The following is a 25,577-nucleotide window of genomic DNA, read 5'->3' as shown; positions in this document are numbered from 1 at the left end:
AACGATTTGTTTGTGTTATGAATCTTTATCCGATTCCAACTCCTGAATTCTTCTCGTAAAATACATCGCGATGGCGAGCAACACGAACAATCCGAAGGTTCCCACCAATAATGCGAAGTCCTCGAGTTGAAGTAGCGCAAAGAAGAATAGATAGAAAACGAAAATCGTCCCACCGGCGACGATAAAAACGAATTCTCCCTTGAAAAAAGATCTGGAATACAAGGTGACTAACGCGAGAATGAGCGAGCTCGCGATCCAATACGCCCAGTTGAACGGAATATGCTCCGTCAATGATAAAAGCATAATATAGAAAAGGAGAACCGCGAAACCTAAAAGAAGGTATTGAATAAAATGAAGTCTTACTTTTTTGTAAACTTCGATGAAAAAATACGTGATGAAGGTAAGAAGCAGAAACAACTCGCTGTATTTGGAGGAACGAACGGTCTTATGATATTCGTCGACCGGAAGAAGAAAACGAACCCCGAAACGATATCCGTTGATTTCGCTGGATTGCGAATCCGCGATAAAATCCTGAGGATAATTCCGATTGAGTTCCAAAACTTTCCAGTTCGCTTTAAAACCTGTGTTCGTAACGTCCCTGAAATCGGGTAAAAAATCCCCCTCGAAAGAAGGAGTTTGCCAAGGAGAATCCAGATTGACTTTCGTTTCCTTTGCCATCGGCAAGAAGAACAATTCCTTACTTCCGTTAAACGAAAGTTTCAGCGAAAATTCTTTCGGACGTCCCGCATCCCAAGGAGTTTTCAAACTTACGCCCGAAAGGAAAACGTCCGCGCTTCTTGTTCCCGGTCCCATCTCCTTTTTGGCTCCGTCTAGATTTACGTAAATTTTTTCGCGAATTCCCTTAACGTCGCTGATCCCGAGAGAAAGAAAAGCCTCGGACCAAAGCAGATTCCGATTGGAGATCGGAAGAGAATGTTTGTCCAACGCGCCGAAACTTCCGTGAATGGTCAATTCTCCCTGATACAAGGGAACCACGTAAATCCCTCTGTATCTTTTTTCGGGTTTCACGCTTCCGGTGATCTGCAACTCTTCGGGGAGAAAGTGCGCATAACGTAGAACGCTCTCCCTTTCTCCTCTTTCATTGTTGACCCAATCGTAAAAAGGAACCGAAACGATGGGACCTCCGATCGTCTGAGAATTCCCCCATTTGGAAGTGACTTCCTCCTCCGCTACACTTCTGGTTTGTTGCCTTTCCTGAATCAGGGACGAAATCATAAAGGAAGGAATCAAAAGCAGAAGAGCCAAAATTCCGATCCCGATAATACGAATCGTAAGCGAATTCCGAAACCAAAGAAACAACTGTTGCAGGGGAGTTTTAACTTCCATGATCAAAATCTAATATAATTTTCCGCGATGTCAAGCGCATCGCGCCGAACGAAACTGCGCTCCAAGAACGACTTATAATTCGATACGGAAGAATTTTTCGACATCCGAACTTTCGTCCCGTTTTTTAGGGAAGAATTTTCGCTGTTTGTAGTTCTAAACCTGCGCCTTAAAAAAACAGAAATGCGCCAAAGTTTCCGTCGACTGGCGCGGATTGTATCAACCTTGGAAAATCCATGTTAGAAGAAAACGCTTCGTTTCATAATTTTCTATTCCAAAAATACGGGCCGAATAATTTCGTTTTCATAAGTTCGTTTTGATCGTATTTCCAAACGAATTCGATTAAAATCCGAAATTGAAAGAGTCTTATAAACGAATCAGGAATCGACAAAGATAATGCAAAGAGCCTCTCGCCACAATTTAAAGACGATCGGTTCCGGAAACCGTACGATCGTATTCGGGCACGGATTCGGTTGCGACCAATCCACTTGGGACAAGTTGGTCCCTCATTTCAAAGATCAATATAAACTCGTATTGTTCGACACGATCGGTTCGGGAAAAACGGACCCTTCCTTTTTCAGCCCCGATCGATATTCGAATCTTTACGCATACGCGGAAGATCTGATCCTTCTTTTGGACGAAATCAATATTCAAAATTCATTATATGTTGGACATTCCGTAAGCGGAATGATCGGCCTCATCGCTTCGATTCGAAGACCGGAACATTTTTCCAAACTCGCGTTTATCAGCGCTTCTCCCCGTTATCTAAACGACGCGGATTACAAAGGCGGATTCGGACAAAACGATCTCGATCAACTGTATGCGGCGATGGAACTCAACTTTTTTTCCTGGGCCGGCGGCTTTGCTCCGATCGCGATGGGAAATCCGGATCGTCCCGAACTGGCGCAGAATTTCGCTTCTTCCCTTCGAGAGATTCGTCCCGATATCGGATTGACCGTCGCAAGAACGATCTTTCAATCCGATCACAGAAAGGATCTCGCCCAAAGCAAACGTCCCGTATTGATTTTACAGCCGTCAGACGACATCGCGGTGCCGATGGAAGTCGGAGAATATCTGGGGAAGAATATTCCGCAAGCCGCCTTTCGCTCCATTCAGGCGACCGGACATCTTCCGCATTTCAGTTCCCCCGAATCCGTGATTCAGGAACTCAAATCCTTTTTTGAAACAGAACCCGCTTGATGAAAGATTCTTCAGAATACAAATCCTTAGAAACAATTCACGAATTTTATGAAAATTCACACGAACTCTTTTCCAAGGGTTCGTATCTGGAGGAGATGAGCGGATTTTATTCCCTTTGCAGAAAAACGGTTCATGCCGATTTTATAATATTGTTGGAAAGCAGGGATTCTCTTTCCCTAAAAATATCCGAGTCGGAACCGAACTTCGACTTTTCACTGAGACAAACCAACACAGAACTTCTTTCCTTATCCTATCCGAACGGAGAACCCTCGCCCGCTTTCGCATTAAAACGAAAGGAAATACGATTTTCGAACTTCGACGCTTTGGAAGAATTGAACTTCGAACAAGCGCTCGTATTGCCGATACCGAGCTCGGAAACCGGAATTCGAAATATTCTTTTATTCTTATATTCCAAAAATGAAGAGAACATTTCCGAATTTCTGAAAGTGTTAACTGGTTTATCTCCGAGAATTCGGGAAATTTTTTCGATCAAAAACAAGGAGATTTCCTTAAATTCTCTTCATACTCAGTTGGATTCGATCGTAAAGACGATTTCCCAGTCGATCATCTTTATGGATTCCGGAACGGGCAAAACCTGGATCAACGAAAGCGCGGCCGCCTTGCTTTCTTTTCCGAAAGGAGGAGACGTTTCTTCTTGGGAAGTTTCCAACGCGATGACGAGATTGATGCAAGCCTCGGTCAATCGCGAGGAGATTTTTCTAGAAGTAAATCGAAACCTATCCAATCCGAAATTGGAAACGTTCTCGACCCAGTGGACGTTTCAAGATCCCGAAAAAAAAGTCTTCGAAGTTACTTGTGTTCTTTTGCCCGGAAAGGTCGCGCCGGGAAGACTTTGGTTTTTCGAGGACATCACTTCGTTTCATCTTCAACAGGAAACCTTGGCGCTTTTGAATCAAGCCCTGAAGGAAAAAAGCGAAATCGCCGAACAGGAGAATCTCGCCAAAACCGTGTTCATGTCCAACATCAGTCACGAAATCCGAACTCCGATGACGGGAATATTAGGAATTACTGAATTACTTTTACAAACCTCCCCGACCCCGGATCAACGCGATTCCTTGGAACTGATCCGAAGAAGCGGAGATAATCTGCTCAAGATCATCAATCACCTTTTGGATTTTTCCAAAGCCGACACGGGTAAGATCGAATTGGAATCGATTCCGTTCAACATGGAGAATCTTCTTCGGGACCTAACGGCTCTTTTGCGCATCGAAGCGGAAAAGAATCAAAACGAAATGAGGATAGAACTTCCGTCCGATTTTCCCGAAACTCTCAGCGGAGATCCGGTTCGAATCGGTCAGATTTTTACGAATCTCGTATCGAATGCGACGAAGTTCACCAAGGAAGGAACGGTCGAAATCGGATTTCATATATTAGAAAAAAAGAATGGATCCGTGTTCTTTAGAGCCTGGGTTTCCGACGACGGAATCGGAATTCCCGCGTCCAAACTCGATTCTGTCTTCGAGCCTTTCGTTCAGTCCGATATTTCCATCACAAGAAATTTCGGGGGAACCGGGCTCGGATTATCGATCACCAAAAAATTGATCGAGTTGATGGGCGGAAAAATCCACGTAGAAAGCCAACCCGGAATTGGAACCCGGTTTTGGTTCGAACTTCGGCTCGAAATTCCCGCTTCGGAAAAAACGGAAACGATCGAAAATTCTTCCCCGGAAGAAACGACCTCGAACCAATCCGATTTTTCGGGGCTAAAGGTTTTGATCGTGGAGGACAATCCGATCAATCAAAAACTTCTCGGAAGAATATTAAAAAAGAAGAATATAGAGCCCTCCCTCGTCGAAGACGGAATGGAAGCGATCGAAAAGGTGAAACTTTCGCATTACGATCTGATTTTTATGGATATCAACATGCCGGGAATCGACGGACTTTCCGCAACAGAAATCATCCGCAAATTCCCGAAAGGAAAGTCGGTGCGCATCGTCGGTCTGACGGCGAACGCCGCGCCCGAAATCCAAGACGTCGCCGTTCAAAGGGGAATGGACAGCCTTCTTACAAAGCCGTATAACGTGTCTCAAATCGAAGAGATCCTGCGCTCGTTCGAAAACCGTTGACTCGCAAACGGATTCATGATCGATTTTTTAACGCGAAATGATCCATTCTCCCTTAATTTTGGAAAGATGAATCGGAGCGGAATATCCTTTCTTTTTGTTTTCGATCGGACTGTTACCGGACTTCGTAGTCACGAAAACCACCTTCTTATCCGCGATCACCTGATATTGAAGATTCTTAAGATCGAGTTTATCCAATTGACCGCCGATCGATTTTGAGATCGCCTGAATTCCTTTTTTCAAATCTTCAGTATATTCTTCCTGGGATTCGTATCTTGCTTTTGCGAGTTCTTTGGCCCTGAATTCCATTAAGTCAAAAAGTTTTTTCTCGTCCTTTTTCCGAAAAGCGTCGTATAGATCCGAAATCAACTTTTGAATCTTTTCCTTATCCTCGGAATTCAACTCGATATCTTCGGCGATCTTCCAGAGTTCCGAAGGAGGAACTTCGGTCGGAGTAAAGCTGACTTCCTCATCCAAAGGAAGAATCGGTTTGCCCTCGCCTTCCTGCCATTCAAACCCGGCGATCCTTTGTCCCTCGTCCGGGAACTGCCCCTTCTGCGCGAGATAAAGAATCGCTTTTATTCTAGGAGCGAACTCGTCCTCTTTTCTTTTGCGGATTCCTTTCACCTTGATCTTGTTTACGCCGGGACGAATCCAAACGTTCAAATCGATCTGACCGGTCACGTCCTCCTTGTTCGATTCGGGAACGATCGTCATTCCGTTGAACTCGATCGAACCGATCACTCCGCTTTTGGAATAAACCAACGCGTAATAACCTCCTTTCGTTTGAGAAAACGAAGGGCTCGTTAATACGAAAAGAAAGAATATCGACATCGACGCGAATCGAAGACGTTTCCAAAGCGAAACGTTTCGATCGCCGAAAGAAGAATTAAAAATAGCACGATTCATTTCGTTCCTCCAAAGAAAACTTATAAATCACTCCGAAGGTTCTACGTGTTTGACGCCGTTCTGTTCGTGTCTGTATTTTGCGATCGATTCGTATGCAAGTTTTCTAACACGATTGATTCCGCCGAGAGGACGATGTTCCTCCAAGGAATGCCAAGGATTCAAAGAAAGATTTTCACAGAAACGATCCTGTTCCGCGGTGGCGAATTCCTGCGTCGGGATTTCGATCTTTGCGACCGGAACAAACGGAGAATCGTTTTCGTTCCAATGTACCGCCGGATCTTCGACGGGCATGGAAATCGGATTTCCTTGTTTTTGAATCATAAATTCGAAACAAGCCGCCTTCTCCTTAAGATGAGAAACCATGGTTTGACGCAGATAATTCTCCGCAGGATTTTCGGGGACTTTAAGATCCTTTGTTTCGCAAGGTCTCGCAGAATATTTAACCGCCGTGGAATCGTTGCCTAAACGATACGGAGTCGTACTCCAATAACGGATTTCCAAAACGTCCGGAATTTTTTTTCTTCGGATGGAAATCGATTCTTTCAGCGCGGTCAACTTCCAATTCCAGGGCATTCCTCCGAAAAAATAAGACATGGGTTTTTTAGCGAATGCGGCTTTAAACAAAGAAAGATATTCTTCGGGAGCGCCCGCGGGAAGAACCGGGTGATTGATGAGTAAAAAATCCTGTGTGCGTTTTTCGTCCGCCGCCAACTTAGGACCGTCCACTCCCAACAACTTGATTCCCATTCCCCGAATGTCGCCTTCGACGTCCGGCTTTTTCGTGATGGAGCCGTTTGAAAAACGGATCCAAGAAGAATATGTTTTAGGAGAATTGAATATTCCAAATTTAAGATCTTCGGGAACGGAAGGCAACACCGTAAAACTCGCCTTAACACAACCGTGTGCGAACGGATGCGCGTCCCTTTTCGCCTCGTTTCCTTTCGGATATTTTTCCTTAAGAGAAGAAATCAAAAGCGCAAGAGTTTCCTGAGTGGTTTGTTCCTCTCCCGGAAAAACGAATTCCGCACCCGGTTTTACGTCCTTCGGGATCGCGACCCTCGGTCCTTGCCCCGCCCAATACGACAAACCGATTAAAATAAAAATTCCAAGCGTTATATATCCGATTTTTTTTCCCATTCTTCAAGCACCGCCAGTTCCAAAGTTTCAAGGATAGAATCATAAATTTCGAAAAATTCTTCTCTTTTATTTTTGGAGAATGGTAATTCGGCGCCTTACTTTGCTAAGATGAAAGCGCTTCGAGGCTCGTTGCGGGGATTCTTTGGTGATTCTTCCTTCAAGCGACATAGAAAAAGTCTGAAACATCAAAAAACACGTCAAAAATCCCATTCCGGCTTCGTTTTTTTGTTGAAAAACCAAATTCAAAAAGCCACAGAAGTATCGGGACGCCCATGGAAATAACCGTACAAGACGATATTCATATCATCAAAATTGCAGGATCGATTCTTCAATCGGACAGCGAAGAATTGGATCGAAACCTAAGTGAACACAATTTCGATCCTAGCCCTAAGATCATCATCGATCTTACGGAAGTAAATCATATCTGTTCCACTGCGTTAGGTATCATTGTTTCTTATAAAAAGAAATTCAAAAGTGCGGAAGGCGATATCATCATCGTGGTGAACGACGAGGATCTTCTCCAACTTTTCGAAATCACCATGTTGGACAAGGTTTTCAAAGTGGTTCCCAATATCGAAGACGCTTTCGACGAATTCAAACTGAATCGTTGACCCCTTTCTTGAAGCAACTCGCTCTCGCTACAAACAACTCCCATAAAGTAAAAGAAGTCGGCTCCATTCTCATGGAGCTCGGGGTGAAGGTCCTTACGCCGAAGGAACTGAACGTTTCTTTCGACGTAGAGGAAACGGGAACCACGTTCGCGGAAAACGCCCTTTTGAAGGCGAAAGAATTGTTCCGTTTGACGAAACTTCCTTCCATCGCGGACGATTCCGGAATTTGTGTTTCCGCACTCGGAGGAGATCCGGGCGTTTATTCCGCAAGATTCGGCGGAGAAGGATTGAACGACGAAGGCCGCGCCCGTTTGCTTTTAGAAAAAATCAAAGGGAACACGGATCGTAAAGCCTATTACGCTTGCGTCATCGCCTATGTGGACGAAACGACCGAACGGACATTTGAAGGAAAGTGCGAGGGGATTCTTTCGGAAGAATATGATTCAATCGGAATATACGGTTTCGGTTATGATCCCGTTTTTATTTATCCTTCTTTTCAAAAACCGTTTTCACAGATTCCCGAAGCGGAAAAGAATTCCGTTTCTCATAGAAAAAGAGCCCTCGACGGGCTCTTAGAATTCTTAAAAACGAAATCCTAAACTATATTAGAATTTTACGTTAATCGAATAAACTCGGATTCGGGCGCGGAGCGCGTTCGTTCAACGACGCTCTTTTCACGAATGAGGGCGATCGTCAAGATTCCGTCAAAACGGGCCCGCCGGATAAACGTTTGTAGAATTCCGCACCTTCTCTTTCCAAGAAGTCCTCGTAAGAACCTTTGAAATCCCGGATTCCTTCTGTCGAAACCTCGATCACTCGAGTCGCCAAAGAAGATACGAACTCGCGGTCGTGAGAAACGAAAATTACCGTTCCTTCAAAGATGGACAAGGCGTAGTTCAAGGCTTCGATCGTTTCCAAGTCTAAGTGGTTCGTAGGTTCGTCGAGTGCGAGAAGATTGTCCCCGGTCATGATCATTCTTCCGATGATGATTCTGGATTTTTCTCCCCCGGAAAGAACGCTCGTCGGTTTTTTGGCCATATCGCCGCTGAACAACATTCTTCCCAAAATCGCGCGGATCTCTTCCATCTCCGTTCCGGGGTCGGCGTATCGATAAAGCCATTCCACAATCGTATCAGCATCTTCTAATATACCTTCGCGGTGATCCTGAGGAAAGATCGAGGCGGTTACCGAATCCCCCATCGAAACCTTTCCCGTATCGGGCTCGATCTGTTTCATCAGCGTTTTCAACAAGGTCGTCTTTCCGACTCCGTTGGTTCCGATGATCGCGATCTTCTCCCCTTTGGTGATATTGATCGTAAAATCCTTAAAGATAGCACGATCGTAAGATTTCGAAACGTTATCCGCAAGAATTACGTCCTTACCGAGAGGCTTCTTCATTTTAAAACGGATATAAGGAGAAACCCTGGAGGAAGGTTTCACGTCGTCGAGTTTGATCTTCTCGATTTGTTTTTGTCTGGAAGTCGCCTGTTTGGACTTACTCGCGTTCGCGCTGAATCGGTTTACGAAGTCTTGAAGTTCGGCAATCTTCTCTTTCTTACGTTTGTTCTCGTCTAACAGACGTTCGCGGGCCATCGTGGACGCTTCCATAAAGTCGTCGTAGTTACCCGGATAAATGGTCAAGGATTGATAATCCAAATCCGCGATATGAGTCGCGATCGAATTGATAAAGTGACGGTCGTGCGAAATCACGATGACGACACCGCGGTAATTCGTTAAGAATTCTTCGAGCCAGTGAATCGTCTTGATATCCAAGTGGTTGGTAGGTTCGTCCAAAAGAAGAATATCAGGTTTTTGGAATAGAACCTGAGCCAAAAGAACGCGGAGTTTAAAACCTCCGGTTAAGAATGCAAGAGTCTGCGTATGACTCGTTGTGGGAATTCCCAATCCTTCGAGAAGTTCACCCGCGGTACTTTCGGCTTCGTAACCTCCGAGTTCTCCGTATTTCTCTTCAAGTTCGGAAACGCGCATTCCGTCCTCGTCGGACATTTCGGGTTTCGCGTAAATCGCATCCCGTTCTTGGGAAACTTCCCAGAGTTCGGGATTCCCCATGATAACGGTATTGAGCACCGTTTCGTTTTCGTATTCGTAATGATCCTGTTTTAAATAACCGAGCTTCAATCCTGCGTCGATGGAAACCGCGCCGTTCGCGGCCTGTTCCAATCCCGCGAGAATTTTCATAAACGTGGACTTACCGGAACCGTTTGCACCGATCAAACCGTATCTGCAATTCTCCTTAAACTTAACCGAAACGTTCTCAAAAAGAATTTTTTTACCAAAATTTAGGGTTAATCCGGAAGTGCTGATCATTTGAGAATACCTGCCAGGGGAGAATCATGACCATGATTTTCAAGAAGGGGTTTTTTGCCAAGAAAAAGGAGAATTAAGGACTTTTGAAATTCTTCCGAAGTTTATATCGTATGCGTTCTAAACTTCGATCCATTCTTCCGTTGATCCTGAGTTTTCCGTTTTTGACCGGCCTTCAAGCCGAGGATAAATTATTGATCGGTAAGATTCTCCAGTTCGGAAAATTACTCGCGACCGAAAACGCATACGTCCCGATCGAATCCAACGAAATCACTTCCGAACTTTCCAAACTCAACGATAAGACCGTGAGAATTCTCTGCAACATGAAGGGTTCCACTTGCAATCCGATTCGTTACGAAATTTTTCCGTTTCTCGATTCGAAGGAAATCAAACCCTGGACGATCAAAAAAATTCCCGATTACGTAAATCATAATATATTCGCGTTCAATCCCAACGCTTCTCCCGATGGGAAATATCTTTTCTGGACCGCTTACATCAAACGAGGCAAATCCGGAACGCAGAAGATCTGGTTTTCCAAACTGGACGAGAAAGGTTTTTGGGAAGACGGAAAAGAAATGAGTGCGCCCTTAAACAACGAGATGCCTTCGGCGGTGATCTCCGCGCTTCCGGGCGGAAACGAACTCTTCGTCTTCGGCACGTTCGGCGAACGAGAACTCTTGGAAGAACTTTCCAAGGACTTCGAAAGCAAGGGAGAATTGGCCGCGCGTTCCTCCAAGAACTCGAACGAATACAGAAAAAAAATCGAAGAACTCAGAGTCGAATACGACGAAAGATCGAGACAGATCACGAGAAGAGTTCCTCTTTATAAAAGTTTTAAGGAAAAGGATTCCTGGTCGAAACCGAGTATATTAAAGTTTCCTGATTTTTATAATCTCTACAGAAAGAAGAACGATTCCAGTCAGGAAGTTTTCGGCGGTTCCACTCTTTCCTCTTCGGGAAGAATCTTGATCTATTCCTCCCAACACAAAGACTCGAAGGGAAAGCTCGATCTTTACGCGACCAAAATGTTAAGCGACGGAACGTTTCCTCTTGGTACGAACTTAGGCGAGGTTATCAACACCGATCACGAAGAGATGGCTCCGTTTCTCGCAAGCGACGATAGAACCCTTTACTTTTCGAGCGACGGTCACAAAGGTCTTTCGATCTATATGACGAGAAGAATCGGCGACGGTTGGGATCAGTGGACCAAACCCGTGGAAGTTTCCGAAAACCTAAAAGGCGTGAACTTCTTTTCGATTCCCGCAAACAGCGACTGGGCTTATATCAGCAAGGAAGGCCAGTTGTTTATGGCGTATCTTCCGAAAGAAATGCGCCCCGAAAAGGTAGTCCTGATCGACGGCAAGGTTTTGGACACGGACGGAAATCCTTTGTCCGCGGATATACATTACGAATCCCTAAAGTCTCACGAAAAGATCGGAAGCGCCAAAAGCGATCCTTCCACCGGAAACTTTTCGATCGTTCTTCCCTTCGGAGAGAACTACGGTTTTTACGCGCAGAAGAAAGGTTATCTTCCCGTTTCTCAAAACCTGAACCTCAGTTCCAAAAAGAAATTTTCGGAAAAGGTCGAAGTGGTTTTACAACTTCCTCCGATCCGGGAGCGAGGAACGATCCAAATCAATAATTTATTCTTCGAATCCAAAAGTTTCGAGATCGCTCCCGAATCCGCTCCGGAACTCGATCGTCTCGCCGAAATCGTAAAGGAAAACCCAGAGATCGAAATTCAGATCGAAGGTCATACCGACAACGTCGGAAAGAAAAAAGACAACCTGATTCTTTCCGAAAAACGCGCGACCGCGGTCGCGGAATATCTTTCCAAAAAACATTCGATTCCCAAGGAAAGAATTCAGACCAAAGGTTTCGGCGATTCGGTTCCCCTTTCGAAAAACGATTCGGACGAAGGCCGTAGAAAAAACAGAAGGGTAAACTTTACCATTCTCAAGAAGAAATGATTCGCAGAGAAGATTCCGATCGGAATTATATCCGAAAAGATTTCTAATACTTTACAAAGTTCAGGCGGTTTCTATTGTCTTTCTCTGAGCTCCGAGCAGATAAGAGGAAACGATGGCATCCGGTAACGAAAAAAAATTCTCCGCTTTCATTTCGATCAAAGAAAGTCTTTTCAAAATATTCCTCTTTTCCAAAGCGCATTGGAGACAAATTCTCCGTTATTCGATCATTGCCGGAATTTCGGTTTCGTCTTTTTTGATCGGAGGTTCTTACGTCGTTTGGCTGACGAAAAAGGACGAAGTCGTTTCCAATCTCGACAAGTTCAAAAACGAGGTCACGAATTATTACGAAGTCAGTCAGATCCGTCCGATCCGAATCCTTGATCGAAACGGAAAATTAATCGGAGAATTCTCGAGAAGAAAATTCAAACCGATCCGCACGGACAATCTCGCGGAACACGGAAACATCGTGTGGGCCCTTCTTTCCTCCGAGGACCGCGAATTTTACAATCACCACGGAATCAATTACACGGCGCTGCTCCGCGCGATTCTCATCAACCTCACAACGTTTCAAAAACAAGGCGGTTCCACGATCACACAACAGCTCGCAAAGCTGACTCTCGATCTCGGCGCGAGAAACATATTCAATAAGATTACGGAATTCTACTGTACGTTTTATCTCGAAAGCCAGTTCGATAAGAACACCATTCTTTCCATGTATCTCAATCGTATCTTTTTGGGCGAAGGAAACACGGGCGTGGAAGAAGCGAGTCGTTACTACTTCAACAAGGCCGCGGCGGAACTGACTCCGGAAGAAGCCGCGATGCTCGTTGGAATCATTCCCGCTCCTTCCAATTACAATCCGGTCCGCAGTTTAAAAACCGCGCTCAAAAGACAAAGGCTCGTATTAACTCCTATGTCCGAGAATCAAAATCTTCATCCGAACCCTTCGAGCATCAGTAAAAATTTTGCGAAGAAGTTGGATGCAGGTGTGAAATCATTCCGTTCTTTTTACAAGGTCGCGGTCACGAAGGACGGAGAAAAAGAATTCTATTCTTCCGATATCGCGAGATACGGTTTTGATAAGGATTTTACCGTGAACCTCGCGCCGGATTTTAATTACGGAATCCGTCAGCATATCCTCGATACGTTTTCCGAAATCGACATCGAAACGAGAGGGATGAACGTTTACACGACTCTCGATTACGACAAACAAGACGCGGCCGAAAAATCGCTTCGGGAAGGAATCGAATCGGTTCGTAAAAAACTCGGGGATGTTAAAGCAAATTACCTGAAAAAAGGCGACTCCGAAGAGGCGAGAATCCAACAATCCATCATAGACAACATGAACGGTTCCTTGATCTCGATCAACCCGAACAACGGTTATATCGAGGCGATGGTCGGTAGTTACAAGATTTCTAATATATTCAGACTCAACCGCGCCGTGTCCGCGCTCAGACAACCGGGTTCCACGATCAAGGCGCTCGTTTACGCGATCGCTTTCGAGAATCGAATCATCACTCCTTCTTCCAAGGTCGTGGACGAGGAAATCAATATCAGAGGTTATTCCCCTAAGAACTGGTATAGAGGTTACAAAGGGGAAGTCACCGCAAGAATCGCGTTCGCCCAATCGATCAACACGATCGCCGTAAAATTGTTAAACGAATTCGGAGTGAACGACTTTTTGGAAAAAGTTTCGATGATCCTCGACATCGACAAGGCGACCCTTGAAAAAAGATTCCAACCCAATCTTTCTCTCGCGCTCGGGTCGGGAGAATTGTCTCCGATGGAACTCGCTTTGATCTACGCGACGATCGCAAACGGCGGAAAAAAAGTAAGCCCCGTTCAAATCCTAAGAATCACGGACTTCGAAGGAAGCGAAATGTTCTCCGCTCCCCTCAAGGATCCGAATGAAGCAGTTCAAATCCTCGATCCCGTCGCTTGTGCGGAAACGATCAATCTTCTCGAAGCGGTGTTAAGCGAACAGGGAACGATGAAGCTCAAACTCAAATCGGAAGATTCGTTTCCGATGGGAGGCAAAACGGGAACCGTTCAATCTCCGAAAGAAGCGCGTAAAAAATGGGGATCTCGTAAAGGAGTGAGAGACGCTTGGTTTGCGGGAGTGAATCCGGATTTGGTGACCACAGTGTGGATCGGAAACGACGTGGGCGCTCCCTTTGAAGGTTCGGGTTCTGCGATCAGCGGAAACATTTGGTTTCGTTATGCGAGTTACGTCGCAAGAAACATAGGATTTCCCGAAACTCTCATCAAACCGTTTAACGGCGATTTTGTGAAAGTGGACGTTTGCGGAGACACGGGCTTGTTGCTCCATTCTTCCGTACCTTGCACGTATCCGTTGTACGGTCAGTATTATTATATCGGAGAACAACCGCCCGCTCCTTCCGGTGCGACCTCTGCGACCGCGCAGGAAAATTCTTTACAAGAGCCGGGAACGTCCACGAGCGAAAGAACGATTCTTCCGCAAGCGGAGGAAGGCGACGGAGATTCGGTGGAATTGGAACTTCCCGAGTCTACAGATAATCCGCCAAACTAGGATAATGTTTCGCCTTTTCCGATATTAGAAAAGCCTCATACGGCGACCAAAGAAAAATCCAAGGATATTCCTTGAGAAGAATCTGCGTCGCCTTTGTCGTTTCCGATTCCAGATTTAAGGAATCGGAACTTCTCGCTTTGGAAAAAAGAATTTCGAGTTCCTTGTTTTCGTAATGTGCTCGGTTCCCTCCGTTGCCCTTATCCTTTCCCGAAAACAACGGGTCGATAAAATTCCATGCTCCGGGAAGATCGGCGTACCAAAAAAGCAACGTTAGATCTCCTTTGCCTTCGGAATTCTCCTTATAAAGAATCGCCTTTTCCATCGGACTGATTTTCACCTTCAATCCGAGTTGTTTTAAAAAACCGGCCAAGGCCAATCCGTTCGCGCTGTTCTCTTCGTCTCCTCGCATTCTAAAATCGATTTCTCGCTCGAGAATTTTCGGATAACAGGACGATTTTTTGAGATATTCCTTCGCCCTTTCCAGAGAACGGGTTTGTATCAGAAGAATTTCCGGATTTCCCGCGACCACTTCCTGAATCTTGGATTGTCCGATCGTTTCCGGCGGAACCGATCCGAACGTGGAATCGGCGTTTCCTTCCAACAACTTATCGATCACGAGTTTCGGATCGACCGCGGTATTCAACGCTTTTCTAAAGTGATTGTCGAAACAGGGTTCCTTTGCCTGGATCGCGACGTATTGAACGCCCGCGCCTTTTCGAAAACGAAGATTCTCTTTTTGAATATGAGGATTTTTTAATAGAAAATTGGGAAGACGCATGAGGTCCATTTTCCCCTTGGAAAAAAGAAATACTCCGGTGGAAGCCGAAGCCAAAACCCTCAATCGGATTTTTTTAGGAAGATCTTCGGCCGCGTTCGGATTTTTTTCGAGAAGGATGTAATTGTTCTTTTTCCATTCTTTGAGAACGTATTTGCCGGCCTTTGGAATCGGAATAGCATTATTCTTTTCTAATGTTTCAAAGGACTCCGCTTCGAGCGTTTCGGCTTCGTTCGTTTTACAACATACGATTCCCGCAGGCGGCATGGAAAGTGCGTCCACGGCCTGTCTGAGTCCGCCGGAAATTTTTAGTTCGATTTCCTTTTCAGCGAGAACGTTGACTTCCTTGATAAACGAATATTGGTTTCTTCTCGGACCGGGCGTTTCAATCAGTCTTTGTAAAGAATCGCGAACCTGTTCCGATTTTAATTCTTCCCCGTCGGTCAGAAGATGCGATCTCAGTTTGAGTTTGAGGGAACGAACCTCGCCCTTGCCCGATAACGCAAACGATTCCACGAGTTGATACGCCGGTTTTCCTTCGGGAGTTTTTTGAAACAAAAACGGATATAAGAATTTTCCGAGCGTACGCGAAGACAAATCCGTGGAAAAGATCGGATCCAAACTGATCGGATCCGAAGGTATGGATAGAATCAATTCTTCGGGATCTTCTTCCCGAGAATTACAACCGGAAAAAAGAAGGGACAAAACAAGGATTCCTGCAAAAAAGGGTAGAGAAGTATTCAAAAGACTAAACCTGTCAATGAACATCTATAAACGGCTCCTAAAGTATTCCTTCAAGTACAAATACAGATTGATTTCGGGGATCGTATTGTCCTTTCTCGTTTCTGTTTTAAACGGAGCCTCTCTTACTTCCCTGATTCCCATCTTCGATTCTCTCGGTACGGGAGAAAAAACGAATTTCGAAATTTCTCTCACCAAAAAAGACAAGGCTCTTCTTCAACGTCAGGAAGAAAAGGATTCCTTTACAAGCGTCGAATCCATCGAACTTCAACTCGCCGAGTGGAAGGTGCAACTCAATTCTTCCTTGAAGACGATGAGTCATGACGAACTCGTTTTACTTTTTTGTTTTATCGTTTTTCCGGTTTATCTTTTAAAACTGATCTTTCTCGCCGCGGCCGTTTACTGCATCAACTCGGCGGGCTATCTTGCGATCCGCGATCTAAGGGCGGAGCTATATGCGAAGGCGCAAACTCTTCCTCTCAATCATTTCGTTCAGGAAAAAACCGGAATTCTGATGAGTAGAATCATCAACGACGTCGAAGTTCTCGGCAAACTGATCAGTTCCGATTTGAAGGACGCGATCACGGATTTTTTCTACATCGTCACGCACTTACTTCTTCTTTTGTATTTAAGTTGGAAGATGTTTCTCGCGGTTTTTATCATCGTTCCGATCGTGATGGGACCGGTTTCCGCGTTTGCGGATAAGATCCGCAGAGCGACACGAAATCAACAGGAACGTCTTTCCTCGTTAAACGGACATCTTCAGGAAGTGATTTCGGGAATCCGAGTCATCCGAGCGTTTTCGATGGAGAAGACCGAAGCCAACCGCTTCTGGGAATTCAACCAGGATCTTTCGGATAAAACCTTCAAGGGACATTTTTATCATCAGGTCGGGCCTTCTTTAACGGAATTGTTCAGCTCGATCGTCGCGGTGATCTTCCTGAGTTTCGGCGCGTATCTGATGGAAGACGGAACGTTCTCCCGCGGGATGTTTATGGCCTTCTTTTTAACGCTGATCTTTTTAATGCGACCTTTTAAACAGATGAGCATGCTTTCCAATTCGATCCAAAGCGCGATCTCGGCGGGGGATCGGGTTTTCGAACTTCTGGATCAGGAAACGGACATTCAAAATCCTGCAAATCCCAAGTTCTTAAAAAGAATGGAGAAAGGAATCCGTTTTAAAAACGTAACCTTCACGTATCCCGGAACGAAAAATCCCGCGATTCAGGAAATCAATCTGGAAATTCCGAAAGGAGAAACCGTCGCGTTGGTGGGAGCGTCTGGCGCCGGAAAATCCACGTTAGTCGATCTTGTTCCTCGTTTGATCGATCCGCAGGAAGGACAAATTCTCATCGACGAGATCGACCTACGAGAAATGGATCTGAGCAACCTCAGAAAAAGAATCGGAATCGTCGCTCAACAAGTGTTCTTATTCAACGGAACGATCCGCGAAAATATCTGCTACGGAAATCAGAGCGTAACCGACGAACAACTCTACGCCGCGTGCGAACAGGCTTTTGCGATGGAATTCATTCTTTCGTTCGAGGAAGGTTTCGATACGATCGTGGGAGAACGGGGTGTGATGCTTTCCGGCGGTCAAAGACAAAGAATCGCGATCGCACGCGCTCTTCTTCTCGATCCGGAAATTCTCATTTTGGACGAAGCGACTTCCGCGCTCGACACGGAATCGGAAAGACTCGTGCAACAAGCGCTCGAATCGCTTTATAAAAACAGAACCGTAATCATCATCGCGCACCGTCTTTCCACCGTCCAAATCGCGAATCGGATTTTTGCCATGGAAGACGGGAGAATCGTGGAATCCGGAACTCACAACGAATTGATCCAGCTCGACGGAAAATATAAAAAACTCTACGACATCCAATTCGTGGAATCCTCCGAAATCGTTTAATTTTAAAATATTCTAATTTTCTAATGAAATCCTTCACCCCGCTTTCACTTCTGCACGTCGTTTTGTTTCCGATTCTCTACGCGTTGTCGTTCGTATACCGAGGAATTTTTATCCTCGATCAGAAGTTTACACAAAAACAAAAACTTCCCGAAGCGTTCGTGATCAGCGTGGGAAATCTTTCCATGGGAGGAACGGGCAAAACTCCCTTTTCGATCCATCTCGCAAAACTCATCCATAAGGAATTTCCCGAAAAGAAAATCGTATTATTGTCCAGAGGTTACGGAGCCGCGGGTTCCAAAAACGGACATAGGGTAACGCAACAATCGAGTCCGAGAGAGGCCGGAGACGAACCTCTTCTTTTAAAAAAACATCTTCCGTTCGCCGAAGTTTGGATCGGACGGGACAGACTCGCGTCCTATCTTCGGTTTAAAAAAGAATCGGACCTAAAAGAAAACACAATCGTGATCTTGGACGACGGGTTTCAACATCACAGATTGGAACGGGATATCGATGTCGTATTATTGGATTCGAGTAAAATTCATAAGGAACGATTTCTGATCCCCGCCGGAAATCTGAGAGAACCCGTTTCCTCTTTGAGTAGAGCCGATTGGATCGTGTTTTCCAAATACGAACCTTCCGTGGAAAGAACCGTACAGAACATACAAAAGAAATTTCCGAAAGGAATTCTTCGTTTTACTTCGGAGCCGGATAAACTTTTATCGCCGGACCTGCAGTTGGATTCTCCCAAAATTCTATACGGTAAAAGAATCTACGCGTTTACCGGAATCGGAAACCCGGAAGTTTTCTTTTCGATGATCCGCAAATTCCAACCCTTCGAGTTGGAAACCAGAGCGTTTCGCGATCACCATTCTTATACGATGGAAGACGAAAACGCTTTGGATACGATTTCCAAGAACTACGACTATCTCGTTTGCACCGAAAAGGATCTCGTCAAAATTTCAAAACCTCCGGAGAATCTGAAAATTCTTCTTTTGGAAAACAAACTCGATAAGGAAGAAAAACTCGTTTCCTTTCTCAAAGAAAGAATCGTATAACAACCTTTCGATTTTCGTTTCGGGTTTTTTATTACACTTGTAATCTTACTTTTTCGGTTTCCGTTTCGTTTTGATTTCAAAAAATCTGCCTTCCTCAAGTGGGAAAAAGAAATTCTTTTCCATCGAATTTAATCTTCGGAAATCTAAATCGAATTGCAGTATTTAAACCCTGTGTTAACATTCCCGATAACGTCTTTCCGATAAAGAGCCTTATGAAAAAAATTATTTCATACTTCATTTTCGTCCTTTGTGTTTGTGTCTTTTCCGTTTCTTCTCTTCGAAGCGAAACCATTCTTTTAAAATCCGGAGAAAAATTGGACGGAAACATAGTCGGCCAAGACAAGGAAACGGTTTCCTTCAAACTTGCGGACGGAACCATCAAGGTTTATAAAAAATCCCAGATCAAAAAGATTTCCTTCGCAAAAATCGCGGAACCCACTTCCAAAAAGGAAGAAGCTCAGAAGATCGAAAAAGAGGAAGCCGACAAAAAGAAAAAAGAAGAAGCCGAACTCGCTGAAAAACAAAAGGCGGAATCGGAAAAAAGAAAAGTCGACGAGGAAAAACTCAAAGCCAAGGAAGAGAAAGCCAAGAAACGCGAACAGGAACTCGTCAATTCGAAACGGCATTATTTGGAAGCCTCGTTCGGAGTCGGAAGCGGAAAAGAACAAACCGAGTTACGACCTTTTTATCAAACCATTCAATACGCGGGACTTTTATTCAGCAGCTCCGGTCAGGCGGAAATTCTCACCAATCCCTATAAATCGTCTAACAGCAGTTCTACGACCCGGATCAAATACGCTTGGAACCGTTTTACGTTCGAGCTGAGAGGAACGGAAGCGAAAGGAACCATAGATCCGAGCGGTTTTCAAACCTTATCCTATGGAAGTAGCGGCGGTTCGGGCGGTTCTTCGGGAGGAGATCGAGCCGTAAATATTCTTATGGGAGACGCGCACACTAAGTTTCAAAAAGTTTCTTCGAGGGTCGGTTTTACTCCGTATCCGCATCCCGTTTTGGATCTTCAAGTCGTGGGCGGAGTGGAAAGAATCTGGACGAGAACCAGCGAGGAAGTGGACAGTTTGGGCGGAATCACCACGACCGGAATGAATCCGAATCGCATTAGCTTTCGCGAATATACGAGCACGTTCCGAGGCGGAAGTTTCGGAATCGGTTTCGAATTTAAGTTTTTGGAGAGATTTTCCCTGCAAGGACAAATCCTGAAAATCAGCGGAACGACTCCGTCCTCTTCCAAAAACTACGAATACAAGACCGACAATTCCATAGGAGTTGTCCAACTCAACGCGACCGGTTTGGATTATTGGTGGAGCTCCAAGGGAACCGAGGTCAATCTCAGACTTTCCGCGAAGGTTTACAACAACCTGAGTTTATTCGCGGAAACGAGCAACATGAATTTGAAGAACACGCTTCAAACCGGTTATATTTCTGATAACGAGGGTAATACGGAGCAGATCGGTCTTAAAATTTTCGGACCGAGAATTCTAATTCCGATCTTACACGATTCGAAAACGATTCTTACGTATTTTCAAGTCGGTGCGAATTATCGTTTCGACTTTTGAGGTTTTTCGGAATCCTTCCAGTTCCACCACTTTAGTTTTTCCGAATCCGGTTTTTTGACGTTCAGAGCGTAATGAACACAACGGAAAACGTAAAGCATACAACGATCCACGTAACCGCCGTGTTGTTGGCAACAACGTACGTATAAATCTTCCGGATCGGCTTTTCCGATCTCGTCCAAACTTCGGAAACCCAGATTCCAATAATCCATCGCGATCGACTTTCCCACTCCGGGAAGGGTTCGAAATTCCTTGAGAATATCGGACTGATCCGCGTATCCCTGTAACGGTTTAGAATATTCTTTTTTACTCATATATGTGCGCAACTTTTACAGTCGGAACGACGCATTAGAGAAACCTTATGGAATTCCATGGATTTCGCTTCCAACTGGAGAATGGAACCGAAAACTCCTTTCGATTCCTCCCGGACCAATCCCAATAGAAACTTTACCGCCTCGGTGGCTTGAATGCTTCCTATGATTCCCGCCATACTTCCGATCACTCCGGCCTCGGAACAACTCGGGATCGCGTTCGCGGGCGGAAGTGTTTCGTAGATACACCTATAACAAGGATCGATTCCGGGACGAACTCCCAAAACCATTCCGTCGAAACGGAGAATGCCCGCGATGAGAAACGGAATTTTCAAAGAACAACATACGTCGTTTACGAGAAACTTGGTTTCGAAATTATCCGAACCTTCCAAAACGAGATCGCTGTCCTTCAAAAGATTCTCCGCGTTATCAGCGCTGAAACGAACGGGAACGGATTCGATTTCTATGTAAGGATTTAATTCTTCGATTCTATGTTTTGCGGATTCCGATTTGGAAGAACCGATCTCGGAATGTTTGAAAAGAATCTGTCTTTGAAGATTGGTCGTGTCCACGATATCCGAGTCCACGACTCGAATCTTTCCGACACCGGCGGCGGCGAGATAATAAAGAACCGGAGAACCCAATCCCCCCGCTCCGATCACGGTGATGCGAGAGGACTTAAGAGTTTCCTGACCCTTGCGTTTTACTTCATCCAGAAGAATGTTCCGGGAATACCGGCTGATTTCCGGAGGGGTCAACAAGGTCTTAGAAAAAAATCAGAGTTTCAATTTCTTTTTGATCAGATCCAGAAAATCGGAAACGAACTCGTCGCTTCTGCGATTCTTATCCGCGTATTCGAAAGCTTCTTTTGTGGAATCTTCGAGTTTTTCACTTTTAGTCGTGATGTTCAAAAGAGACGCCAAAGAAGCGTAAACGATGTCCCCGTTTTCCGAGGAAATAATTTTGTTCTTCAGTGCGATGGTCGCGTCGCCCGGCTCGGCGATTCTTCCCAATGCGATCGCGGCCGCGGTTGCGATCTTAGGTTCGTTGTTTCGGTTGAGAAGATTGATGAGTTCCGGAATTGCGGACTTTTCCTTATTCTTTCCAAGTGCGACTGCGGATTCGTATTTTTCGGAATCGGAACCGGAAGAAAGAGTTTTGATATGTTCTTCGGTGGATTTTTCCGCAAGAAGAGCGCCGGATGAAAAAGATACAACGAGCGCAAGAATGAGAAGAGAACGAAATTTCATGAGTGACTCCTTTCCTTCGGAAGATTCGCGCAAAGAAACGGAAGCGTCAATCTAAATATTCGTCTTCTCTACGCCGGTTCCGCCGGTTCTTTTCATTTTGTGTCTTTCGTTTCTTACTTTACCGATAGAATGGGCAGTCGCAAAATCCTCGAATTCAAGGAAGTTGTTATGGATCATTTGTACCCCGCTAATCCCGCGCATGTACCATCGGATCTCACTGGTTTAAATCCGGCGCATAAACGCAATCTTTGGTTTACCGTTCTCGGTTTGATTCTTTTTATTCTCGTTTATCTCGCCTTATGCGGATGGTTCGCCTGGGCTTCTTATTCTTTGTTCGCGCACGGTTTCGGTCCGGGATGGGAAATTTATTCTTGGGTGGCGGGAATCGGTTCGGGTTTGATCGCGCTCTTTATGATCAAGGCCCTATTCTTCGTTAAAAAAGGAAACTTGGGAGATCCGTTCGAAATCACTCAGGAAACACAACCGCAGTTGTTTCACTTTCTGCATCGATTGGCGGATGAAACCGGGGCTCCAAGACCGCATCGGGTTTTTCTTTCTCCTCAGGTGAACGCTTGCGTGTTCTACGATCTTTCCGTTCTCAACTTCATCTTTCCTTCCAAAAAGAATTTGGAAATCGGACTCGCGCTCGTAAACGTTTTGAGCATCAGCGAATTGAAAGCCGTGTTGGCGCACGAGTTCGGACATTTCGCACAACGTAGTATGGCCGTCGGAAACTGGATGTACATCGCGCAACAAGTCGCTTCTCATCTGATCGGAAGCAGGGACGCGTTGGATAATTTTTTACTTTCTGTTTCGCGTTTCGACATTCGGGTCGCTTGGATCGGATGGATTCTTCGTTTAATCATCTGGTCTTTGAGATCCGCTTTGGAATCCGTTTTCAACATTGTCGTATTAGCACAAAGAGCTCTTTCGCGCGAGATGGAATTTCAAGCGGACTTGGTCGCGGTTTCCGTGACGGGAAGCGACGCGTTGATCCACGCGTTGCATAAACTGCAAGCCGCGGACGAAGCTTGGGAAACCACACAGGGTTTTATTTCCGATCAGGTTCGATCCGGAAAATCGGCGAAGGATATTTTTCCGATTCAATCCAGAATCATCGATCATTCCCGAAAACTTTGGAACAATCCCGATTACGGTTCGGTTCCCGTACTTCCTTCGGAGAATCCGGAACGTCATCGCGTCTTCACTTCCGAGATCGCACAACCTCCGAGAATGTGGGCGACCCATCCGTACAATCACGAACGGGAAGCGAATGCGAAAAAAAGATACGTTCCAGGAGTTTTGGACGATCGAAGCAGCTGGCTGATCTTCGACGACGCGGAATCTTTGCGCGAGAAGTTTACGGATCGGATTCTTTCCGCCTTCGGAACCGAATTCAAACAGGATCCCGAAATTCTCGACGCGGTGGATAAGTTCTATGCAAAGGAATATCTCAACAGCAAATACAGAGGAGCGTATCTCGGAAGATCCTTTACACGTTATGCGTCATCTCCAAGGCGTTATTACGAACATCCGATTGGGGACGTGAAAGAAACATTAGAAAGTCTTTATCCTCCGAGTTTATCCGAACAACTGGAAAGAATCCGTTCTTTGGAAAAGGAAAAGAATCTTTTAACCGCGCTTCACGAAGGATATTATACTCCGCCCGACGGAATCATACGGTTTCGCGGAAGAGAATTGAAAAAACGGGAACTGACCGGTGTGATCCAAGAACTGGATCAGGATTGCGAACAAACATACGCCAAAATTTTCGAACACGATCAAAAATGTCGTTCCGCATATCTCAGAGCCGCGGAAACGATCGGTCAAGGTTGGCCCGAATATTTGCGGGGTTTGTTGGAGATTCTCCATTACGCGGATCATTTAAGAGCCAACTTGGAGGACAGCAGAGGTTTATTGAACAACGTATACGCGGTCGTCACCGCCGATCGTCACGTAAGTTCCGCCGAATTGCTTCGTCTCGTATCGGCGGGCAATCAGGTTTACAACGCTCTCGCGGAAATCCATAAACATAAGGAAAGTATAATATTAGATTCCGAGATATTGGAAAAACTGGAACTCAAGGATTGGAGTTCCGGTTTTAGCAAATTCGAATTTACTCCGGCGACGGAAGACAACATGCAGAAATGGTTGGAGGTCGTCGATTCTTGGATCGACGAGGCCATCGGAATTCTTTACGCGCTCAAACAGATCAGCTTGGAAAAGTTATTGATCGCGGAATCCAAAATCGCTGAAAAAATCAAAAACCCGAAAACGGAATTGGGACCCGCGCCCGCGCCGTCGAAAGCGGTTTCCGATTATCCAACGATGACTCCGGGCCAAGAACGCAAACTTCAAAAACGTTTGGATCTATGGGATCGCTTTCAAACCGCGGACGGATTGATTCCTGGTTTTCTTAGATTTGCGGTCGCGGCCTCGATTCTCGGCGGCGCCTTGTATCTTACGAGCTTCGCGGTTTTTAGATAAGAATTTTCGCCGTTACGAACTTCCCGAAGCGCGCGTTTGAACTCGAAGAACGACGTCAAAAGTCGCGTTCAAAGCGGAGGCCGAAACGGATTCAATTCCATCTCGGTCGAAATCAAACGGTGTTGTCATTTGCGGGAACTCTGCGAGAATGGTTCGAGATTTCGAAAAAGAATGAAAATACCTTCGATTCAACTCAACCCGAATTCGATTCGATCCTTCTTTCATAAATGGAAGGAAGAATTCGTTCCGCCGAAAATTCTGGACAAGTATTTATTCGGAGAATTTTTCAAAATCTTCATCGGAACCGTCGTTCTTCTTACGGGAATCATGCTTCTTTCCCTCGTAAACGACAACATGAGAAACTTCACCGCGACCAAAGCGCCTCGTTATCATGTCGCATTATTTTTACTCTATAGCCTTCCCAAAATCATATCGACCACGGTCGTTTCGATGTCCTTGATGTTTTCGATTTGTTTTACCGTCGGTCAGTTTTCGGTGAACAAGGAACTCGTCTCGATGATGGCGGCCGGAGTTTCCTTTTTTAGAATCGTAACACCTTTGATTCTATTCGGAATTCTGATGTGGGTCGTTATGCTTCTCGGGACGGAGTTCATCGTAAGACCCGTCAATAAATTGGCGAAGATAGAACACGACACTCTTACCGAAGGAATGGGAACGCTCGCCAACAGCGTGTATCAATTCCACGTAAAGGGAAAAGAAGGATTCTATTATTTATACTTTTACGATCCCGATAAGGACGAGATCAACGGCGGATTCAATTATATCCGACTCAGACCGGACGGATCTCCCGAAACCGTCATCTCTTCTTTGAAAGCGAAGTATAATTACGAAAGCAGACTTTGGAAAATGAAGAAGGTTGAAGAATGGCATTTCGACAACGATCTGAAACTGAGTTCTCAGGAATCCTTCGACGAAAAAGAATACGAACTTCCGGAAGACCCGACCTACTTTAAGGTTCCCGCAGGTTCGGTGGAAGAGATGAATCTCTTTCAATTAGGCGAAGAGGAAAAAAGAAGAATTCAGAAAGGACTTTCTTACGGGGACGTTCTCACCGAAAAACATTCCGTTTTCGCGCTTCCAATGATGACGATCATCGTAACGTTGATCGGAACGATCGCGGGTTATTTCACCAAAAAGACGGCCGGGGTCGCGTCACTCGGAATCACGATCGGAGTCGTATTGATCTATTATATATTCAATTCAGCAGGGAAATCCTTGGGAGAAAACGGAGTCATTCCTCCTTTCTTGGGAGTTTGGGTTACACCCGGGCTTTTTCTAGGACTGTGTCTTTGGATGTTCCGAAAAATGAATCTCTAAAGATCCCGA

Annotated in this window: 19 protein-coding genes; 11 read left to right on the top strand and 8 right to left on the bottom strand. The window is 45.3% G+C overall.

What is annotated here, in order from left to right:
- Positions 1 to 15 precede the first annotated feature (15 nt).
- Positions 16 to 1,347, bottom strand: coding sequence for a cell envelope integrity protein CreD (gene creD / locus LEP1GSC052_RS19090; RefSeq protein ID WP_040913210.1), 1,332 nt, complete (start codon positions 1,345 to 1,347; stop codon positions 16 to 18).
- A 393-nt stretch (positions 1,348 to 1,740) separates the two neighbouring features.
- On the opposite strand from creD, the gene LEP1GSC052_RS19085 reads away from it, so the two are divergent.
- Positions 1,741 to 2,544 carry an alpha/beta fold hydrolase gene (locus tag LEP1GSC052_RS19085; RefSeq protein ID WP_010572662.1) on the top strand — a complete coding sequence of 268 codons (804 nt, stop codon included), beginning with the start codon at positions 1,741 to 1,743 and terminating at the stop codon, positions 2,542 to 2,544.
- The gene (locus LEP1GSC052_RS19080; RefSeq protein ID WP_010572663.1) at positions 2,544 to 4,631 is read left to right on the top strand and encodes a hybrid sensor histidine kinase/response regulator; all 2,088 of its coding nucleotides are present in this window, start codon (positions 2,544 to 2,546) and stop codon (positions 4,629 to 4,631) included. The genes LEP1GSC052_RS19085 and LEP1GSC052_RS19080 overlap by 1 nt, the downstream gene beginning before the upstream one ends.
- A 27-nt stretch (positions 4,632 to 4,658) precedes the next feature.
- Here LEP1GSC052_RS19080 and LEP1GSC052_RS19075 read toward each other — a convergent pair whose 3' ends face one another.
- Both LEP1GSC052_RS19075 and LEP1GSC052_RS19070 read right to left on the bottom strand, forming a co-directional pair.
- Entirely contained in the window at positions 4,659 to 5,537 is an 879-nt protein-coding gene (locus LEP1GSC052_RS19075) for a hypothetical protein (RefSeq protein ID WP_010572664.1), read from the bottom strand.
- Between the two features lie 27 nt (positions 5,538 to 5,564).
- Complete coding sequence (locus LEP1GSC052_RS19070; protein WP_020986842.1) at positions 5,565 to 6,674, bottom strand: catalase family protein; 1,110 nt, start codon at positions 6,672 to 6,674, stop codon at positions 5,565 to 5,567.
- Between the two features lie 272 nt (positions 6,675 to 6,946).
- On the opposite strand from LEP1GSC052_RS19070, the gene LEP1GSC052_RS19060 reads away from it, so the two are divergent.
- Complete coding sequence (locus tag LEP1GSC052_RS19060; RefSeq protein ID WP_010572667.1) at positions 6,947 to 7,285, top strand: STAS domain-containing protein; 339 nt, start codon at positions 6,947 to 6,949, stop codon at positions 7,283 to 7,285.
- 8 nt (positions 7,286 to 7,293) lie between these two features.
- Complete coding sequence (gene rdgB, locus LEP1GSC052_RS19055; protein ID WP_040913725.1) at positions 7,294 to 7,884, top strand: RdgB/HAM1 family non-canonical purine NTP pyrophosphatase; 591 nt, start codon at positions 7,294 to 7,296, stop codon at positions 7,882 to 7,884.
- A 94-nt stretch (positions 7,885 to 7,978) separates the two neighbouring features.
- On the opposite strand, the gene LEP1GSC052_RS19050 is transcribed toward rdgB, so the two are convergent.
- Positions 7,979 to 9,613 carry an ABC-F family ATPase gene (locus LEP1GSC052_RS19050; protein ID WP_010572669.1) on the bottom strand — a complete coding sequence of 545 codons (1,635 nt, stop codon included), beginning with the start codon at positions 9,611 to 9,613 and terminating at the stop codon, positions 7,979 to 7,981.
- Positions 9,614 to 9,723: 110 nt separating this feature from the next.
- Between LEP1GSC052_RS19050 and LEP1GSC052_RS19045 the strand changes: the two genes are divergently transcribed.
- Both LEP1GSC052_RS19045 and LEP1GSC052_RS19040 read left to right on the top strand, forming a co-directional pair.
- A complete protein-coding gene (locus tag LEP1GSC052_RS19045) occupies positions 9,724 to 11,580 on the top strand; it encodes an OmpA family protein (RefSeq protein WP_040913208.1) in 1,857 nt (618 codons plus the stop codon).
- 112 nt (positions 11,581 to 11,692) lie between these two features.
- Entirely contained in the window at positions 11,693 to 14,131 is a 2,439-nt protein-coding gene (locus LEP1GSC052_RS19040) for a transglycosylase domain-containing protein (protein WP_020985567.1), read from the top strand.
- Here the strand turns inward: LEP1GSC052_RS19040 and LEP1GSC052_RS19035 are convergent.
- Positions 14,109 to 15,668, bottom strand: coding sequence for an ABC transporter substrate-binding protein (locus LEP1GSC052_RS19035; protein WP_051185421.1), 1,560 nt, complete (start codon positions 15,666 to 15,668; stop codon positions 14,109 to 14,111). The genes LEP1GSC052_RS19040 and LEP1GSC052_RS19035 overlap by 23 nt on opposite strands.
- On the opposite strand from LEP1GSC052_RS19035, the gene LEP1GSC052_RS19030 reads away from it, so the two are divergent.
- The 3 genes from LEP1GSC052_RS19030 to LEP1GSC052_RS19020 all read left to right on the top strand — a co-directional run bounded on the left by LEP1GSC052_RS19030 (position 15,667) and on the right by LEP1GSC052_RS19020 (position 20,185).
- Positions 15,667 to 17,556, top strand: a complete 1,890-nt coding sequence (locus LEP1GSC052_RS19030) for an ABC transporter ATP-binding protein (RefSeq protein ID WP_010572672.1) — start codon at positions 15,667 to 15,669, stop codon at positions 17,554 to 17,556. The genes LEP1GSC052_RS19035 and LEP1GSC052_RS19030 overlap by 2 nt on opposite strands.
- 23 nt (positions 17,557 to 17,579) lie before the next feature.
- Positions 17,580 to 18,611, top strand: a complete 1,032-nt coding sequence (lpxK, locus tag LEP1GSC052_RS19025) for a tetraacyldisaccharide 4'-kinase (protein ID WP_010572673.1) — start codon at positions 17,580 to 17,582, stop codon at positions 18,609 to 18,611.
- A gap of 212 nt (positions 18,612 to 18,823) precedes the next feature.
- Positions 18,824 to 20,185: an LA_0442/LA_0875 N-terminal domain-containing protein gene (locus LEP1GSC052_RS19020; protein WP_020985635.1), complete on the top strand. Its 1,362-nt coding sequence runs from the start codon at positions 18,824 to 18,826 to the stop codon at positions 20,183 to 20,185.
- Here LEP1GSC052_RS19020 and LEP1GSC052_RS19015 read toward each other — a convergent pair.
- Genes LEP1GSC052_RS19015 through LEP1GSC052_RS19005 form a run of 3 tightly spaced genes read right to left on the bottom strand, consistent with a single transcriptional unit; the run spans position 20,167 to position 21,743 of the window.
- Positions 20,167 to 20,496 carry a helix-hairpin-helix domain-containing protein gene (locus tag LEP1GSC052_RS19015; protein WP_040913207.1) on the bottom strand — a complete coding sequence of 110 codons (330 nt, stop codon included), beginning with the start codon at positions 20,494 to 20,496 and terminating at the stop codon, positions 20,167 to 20,169. The genes LEP1GSC052_RS19020 and LEP1GSC052_RS19015 overlap by 19 nt on opposite strands.
- Positions 20,493 to 21,254 (bottom strand): HesA/MoeB/ThiF family protein, encoded by a 762-nt coding sequence (locus tag LEP1GSC052_RS19010; protein ID WP_020986674.1) that lies wholly within the window; start codon positions 21,252 to 21,254, stop codon positions 20,493 to 20,495. Before LEP1GSC052_RS19010 ends, LEP1GSC052_RS19015 begins: the two co-directional genes overlap by 4 nt.
- Before the next feature lie 15 nt (positions 21,255 to 21,269).
- Entirely contained in the window at positions 21,270 to 21,743 is a 474-nt protein-coding gene (locus LEP1GSC052_RS19005) for a HEAT repeat domain-containing protein (protein ID WP_010572676.1), read from the bottom strand.
- Between the two features lie 168 nt (positions 21,744 to 21,911).
- Between LEP1GSC052_RS19005 and LEP1GSC052_RS19000 the strand changes: the two genes are divergently transcribed.
- Positions 21,912 to 24,230 carry a M48 family metallopeptidase gene (locus LEP1GSC052_RS19000; RefSeq protein WP_020986811.1) on the top strand — a complete coding sequence of 773 codons (2,319 nt, stop codon included), beginning with the start codon at positions 21,912 to 21,914 and terminating at the stop codon, positions 24,228 to 24,230.
- A gap of 171 nt (positions 24,231 to 24,401) precedes the next feature.
- Positions 24,402 to 25,568 carry an LptF/LptG family permease gene (locus LEP1GSC052_RS18995; protein WP_040913719.1) on the top strand — a complete coding sequence of 389 codons (1,167 nt, stop codon included), beginning with the start codon at positions 24,402 to 24,404 and terminating at the stop codon, positions 25,566 to 25,568.
- Positions 25,569 to 25,577 lie beyond the last annotated feature (9 nt).

The organism is Leptospira kmetyi serovar Malaysia str. Bejo-Iso9 (genome assembly GCF_000243735.2).
In the GTDB taxonomy this organism is placed as follows: domain Bacteria; phylum Spirochaetota; class Leptospiria; order Leptospirales; family Leptospiraceae; genus Leptospira; species Leptospira kmetyi.
This window is presented reverse-complemented; position numbering and strand designations above follow the sequence as displayed.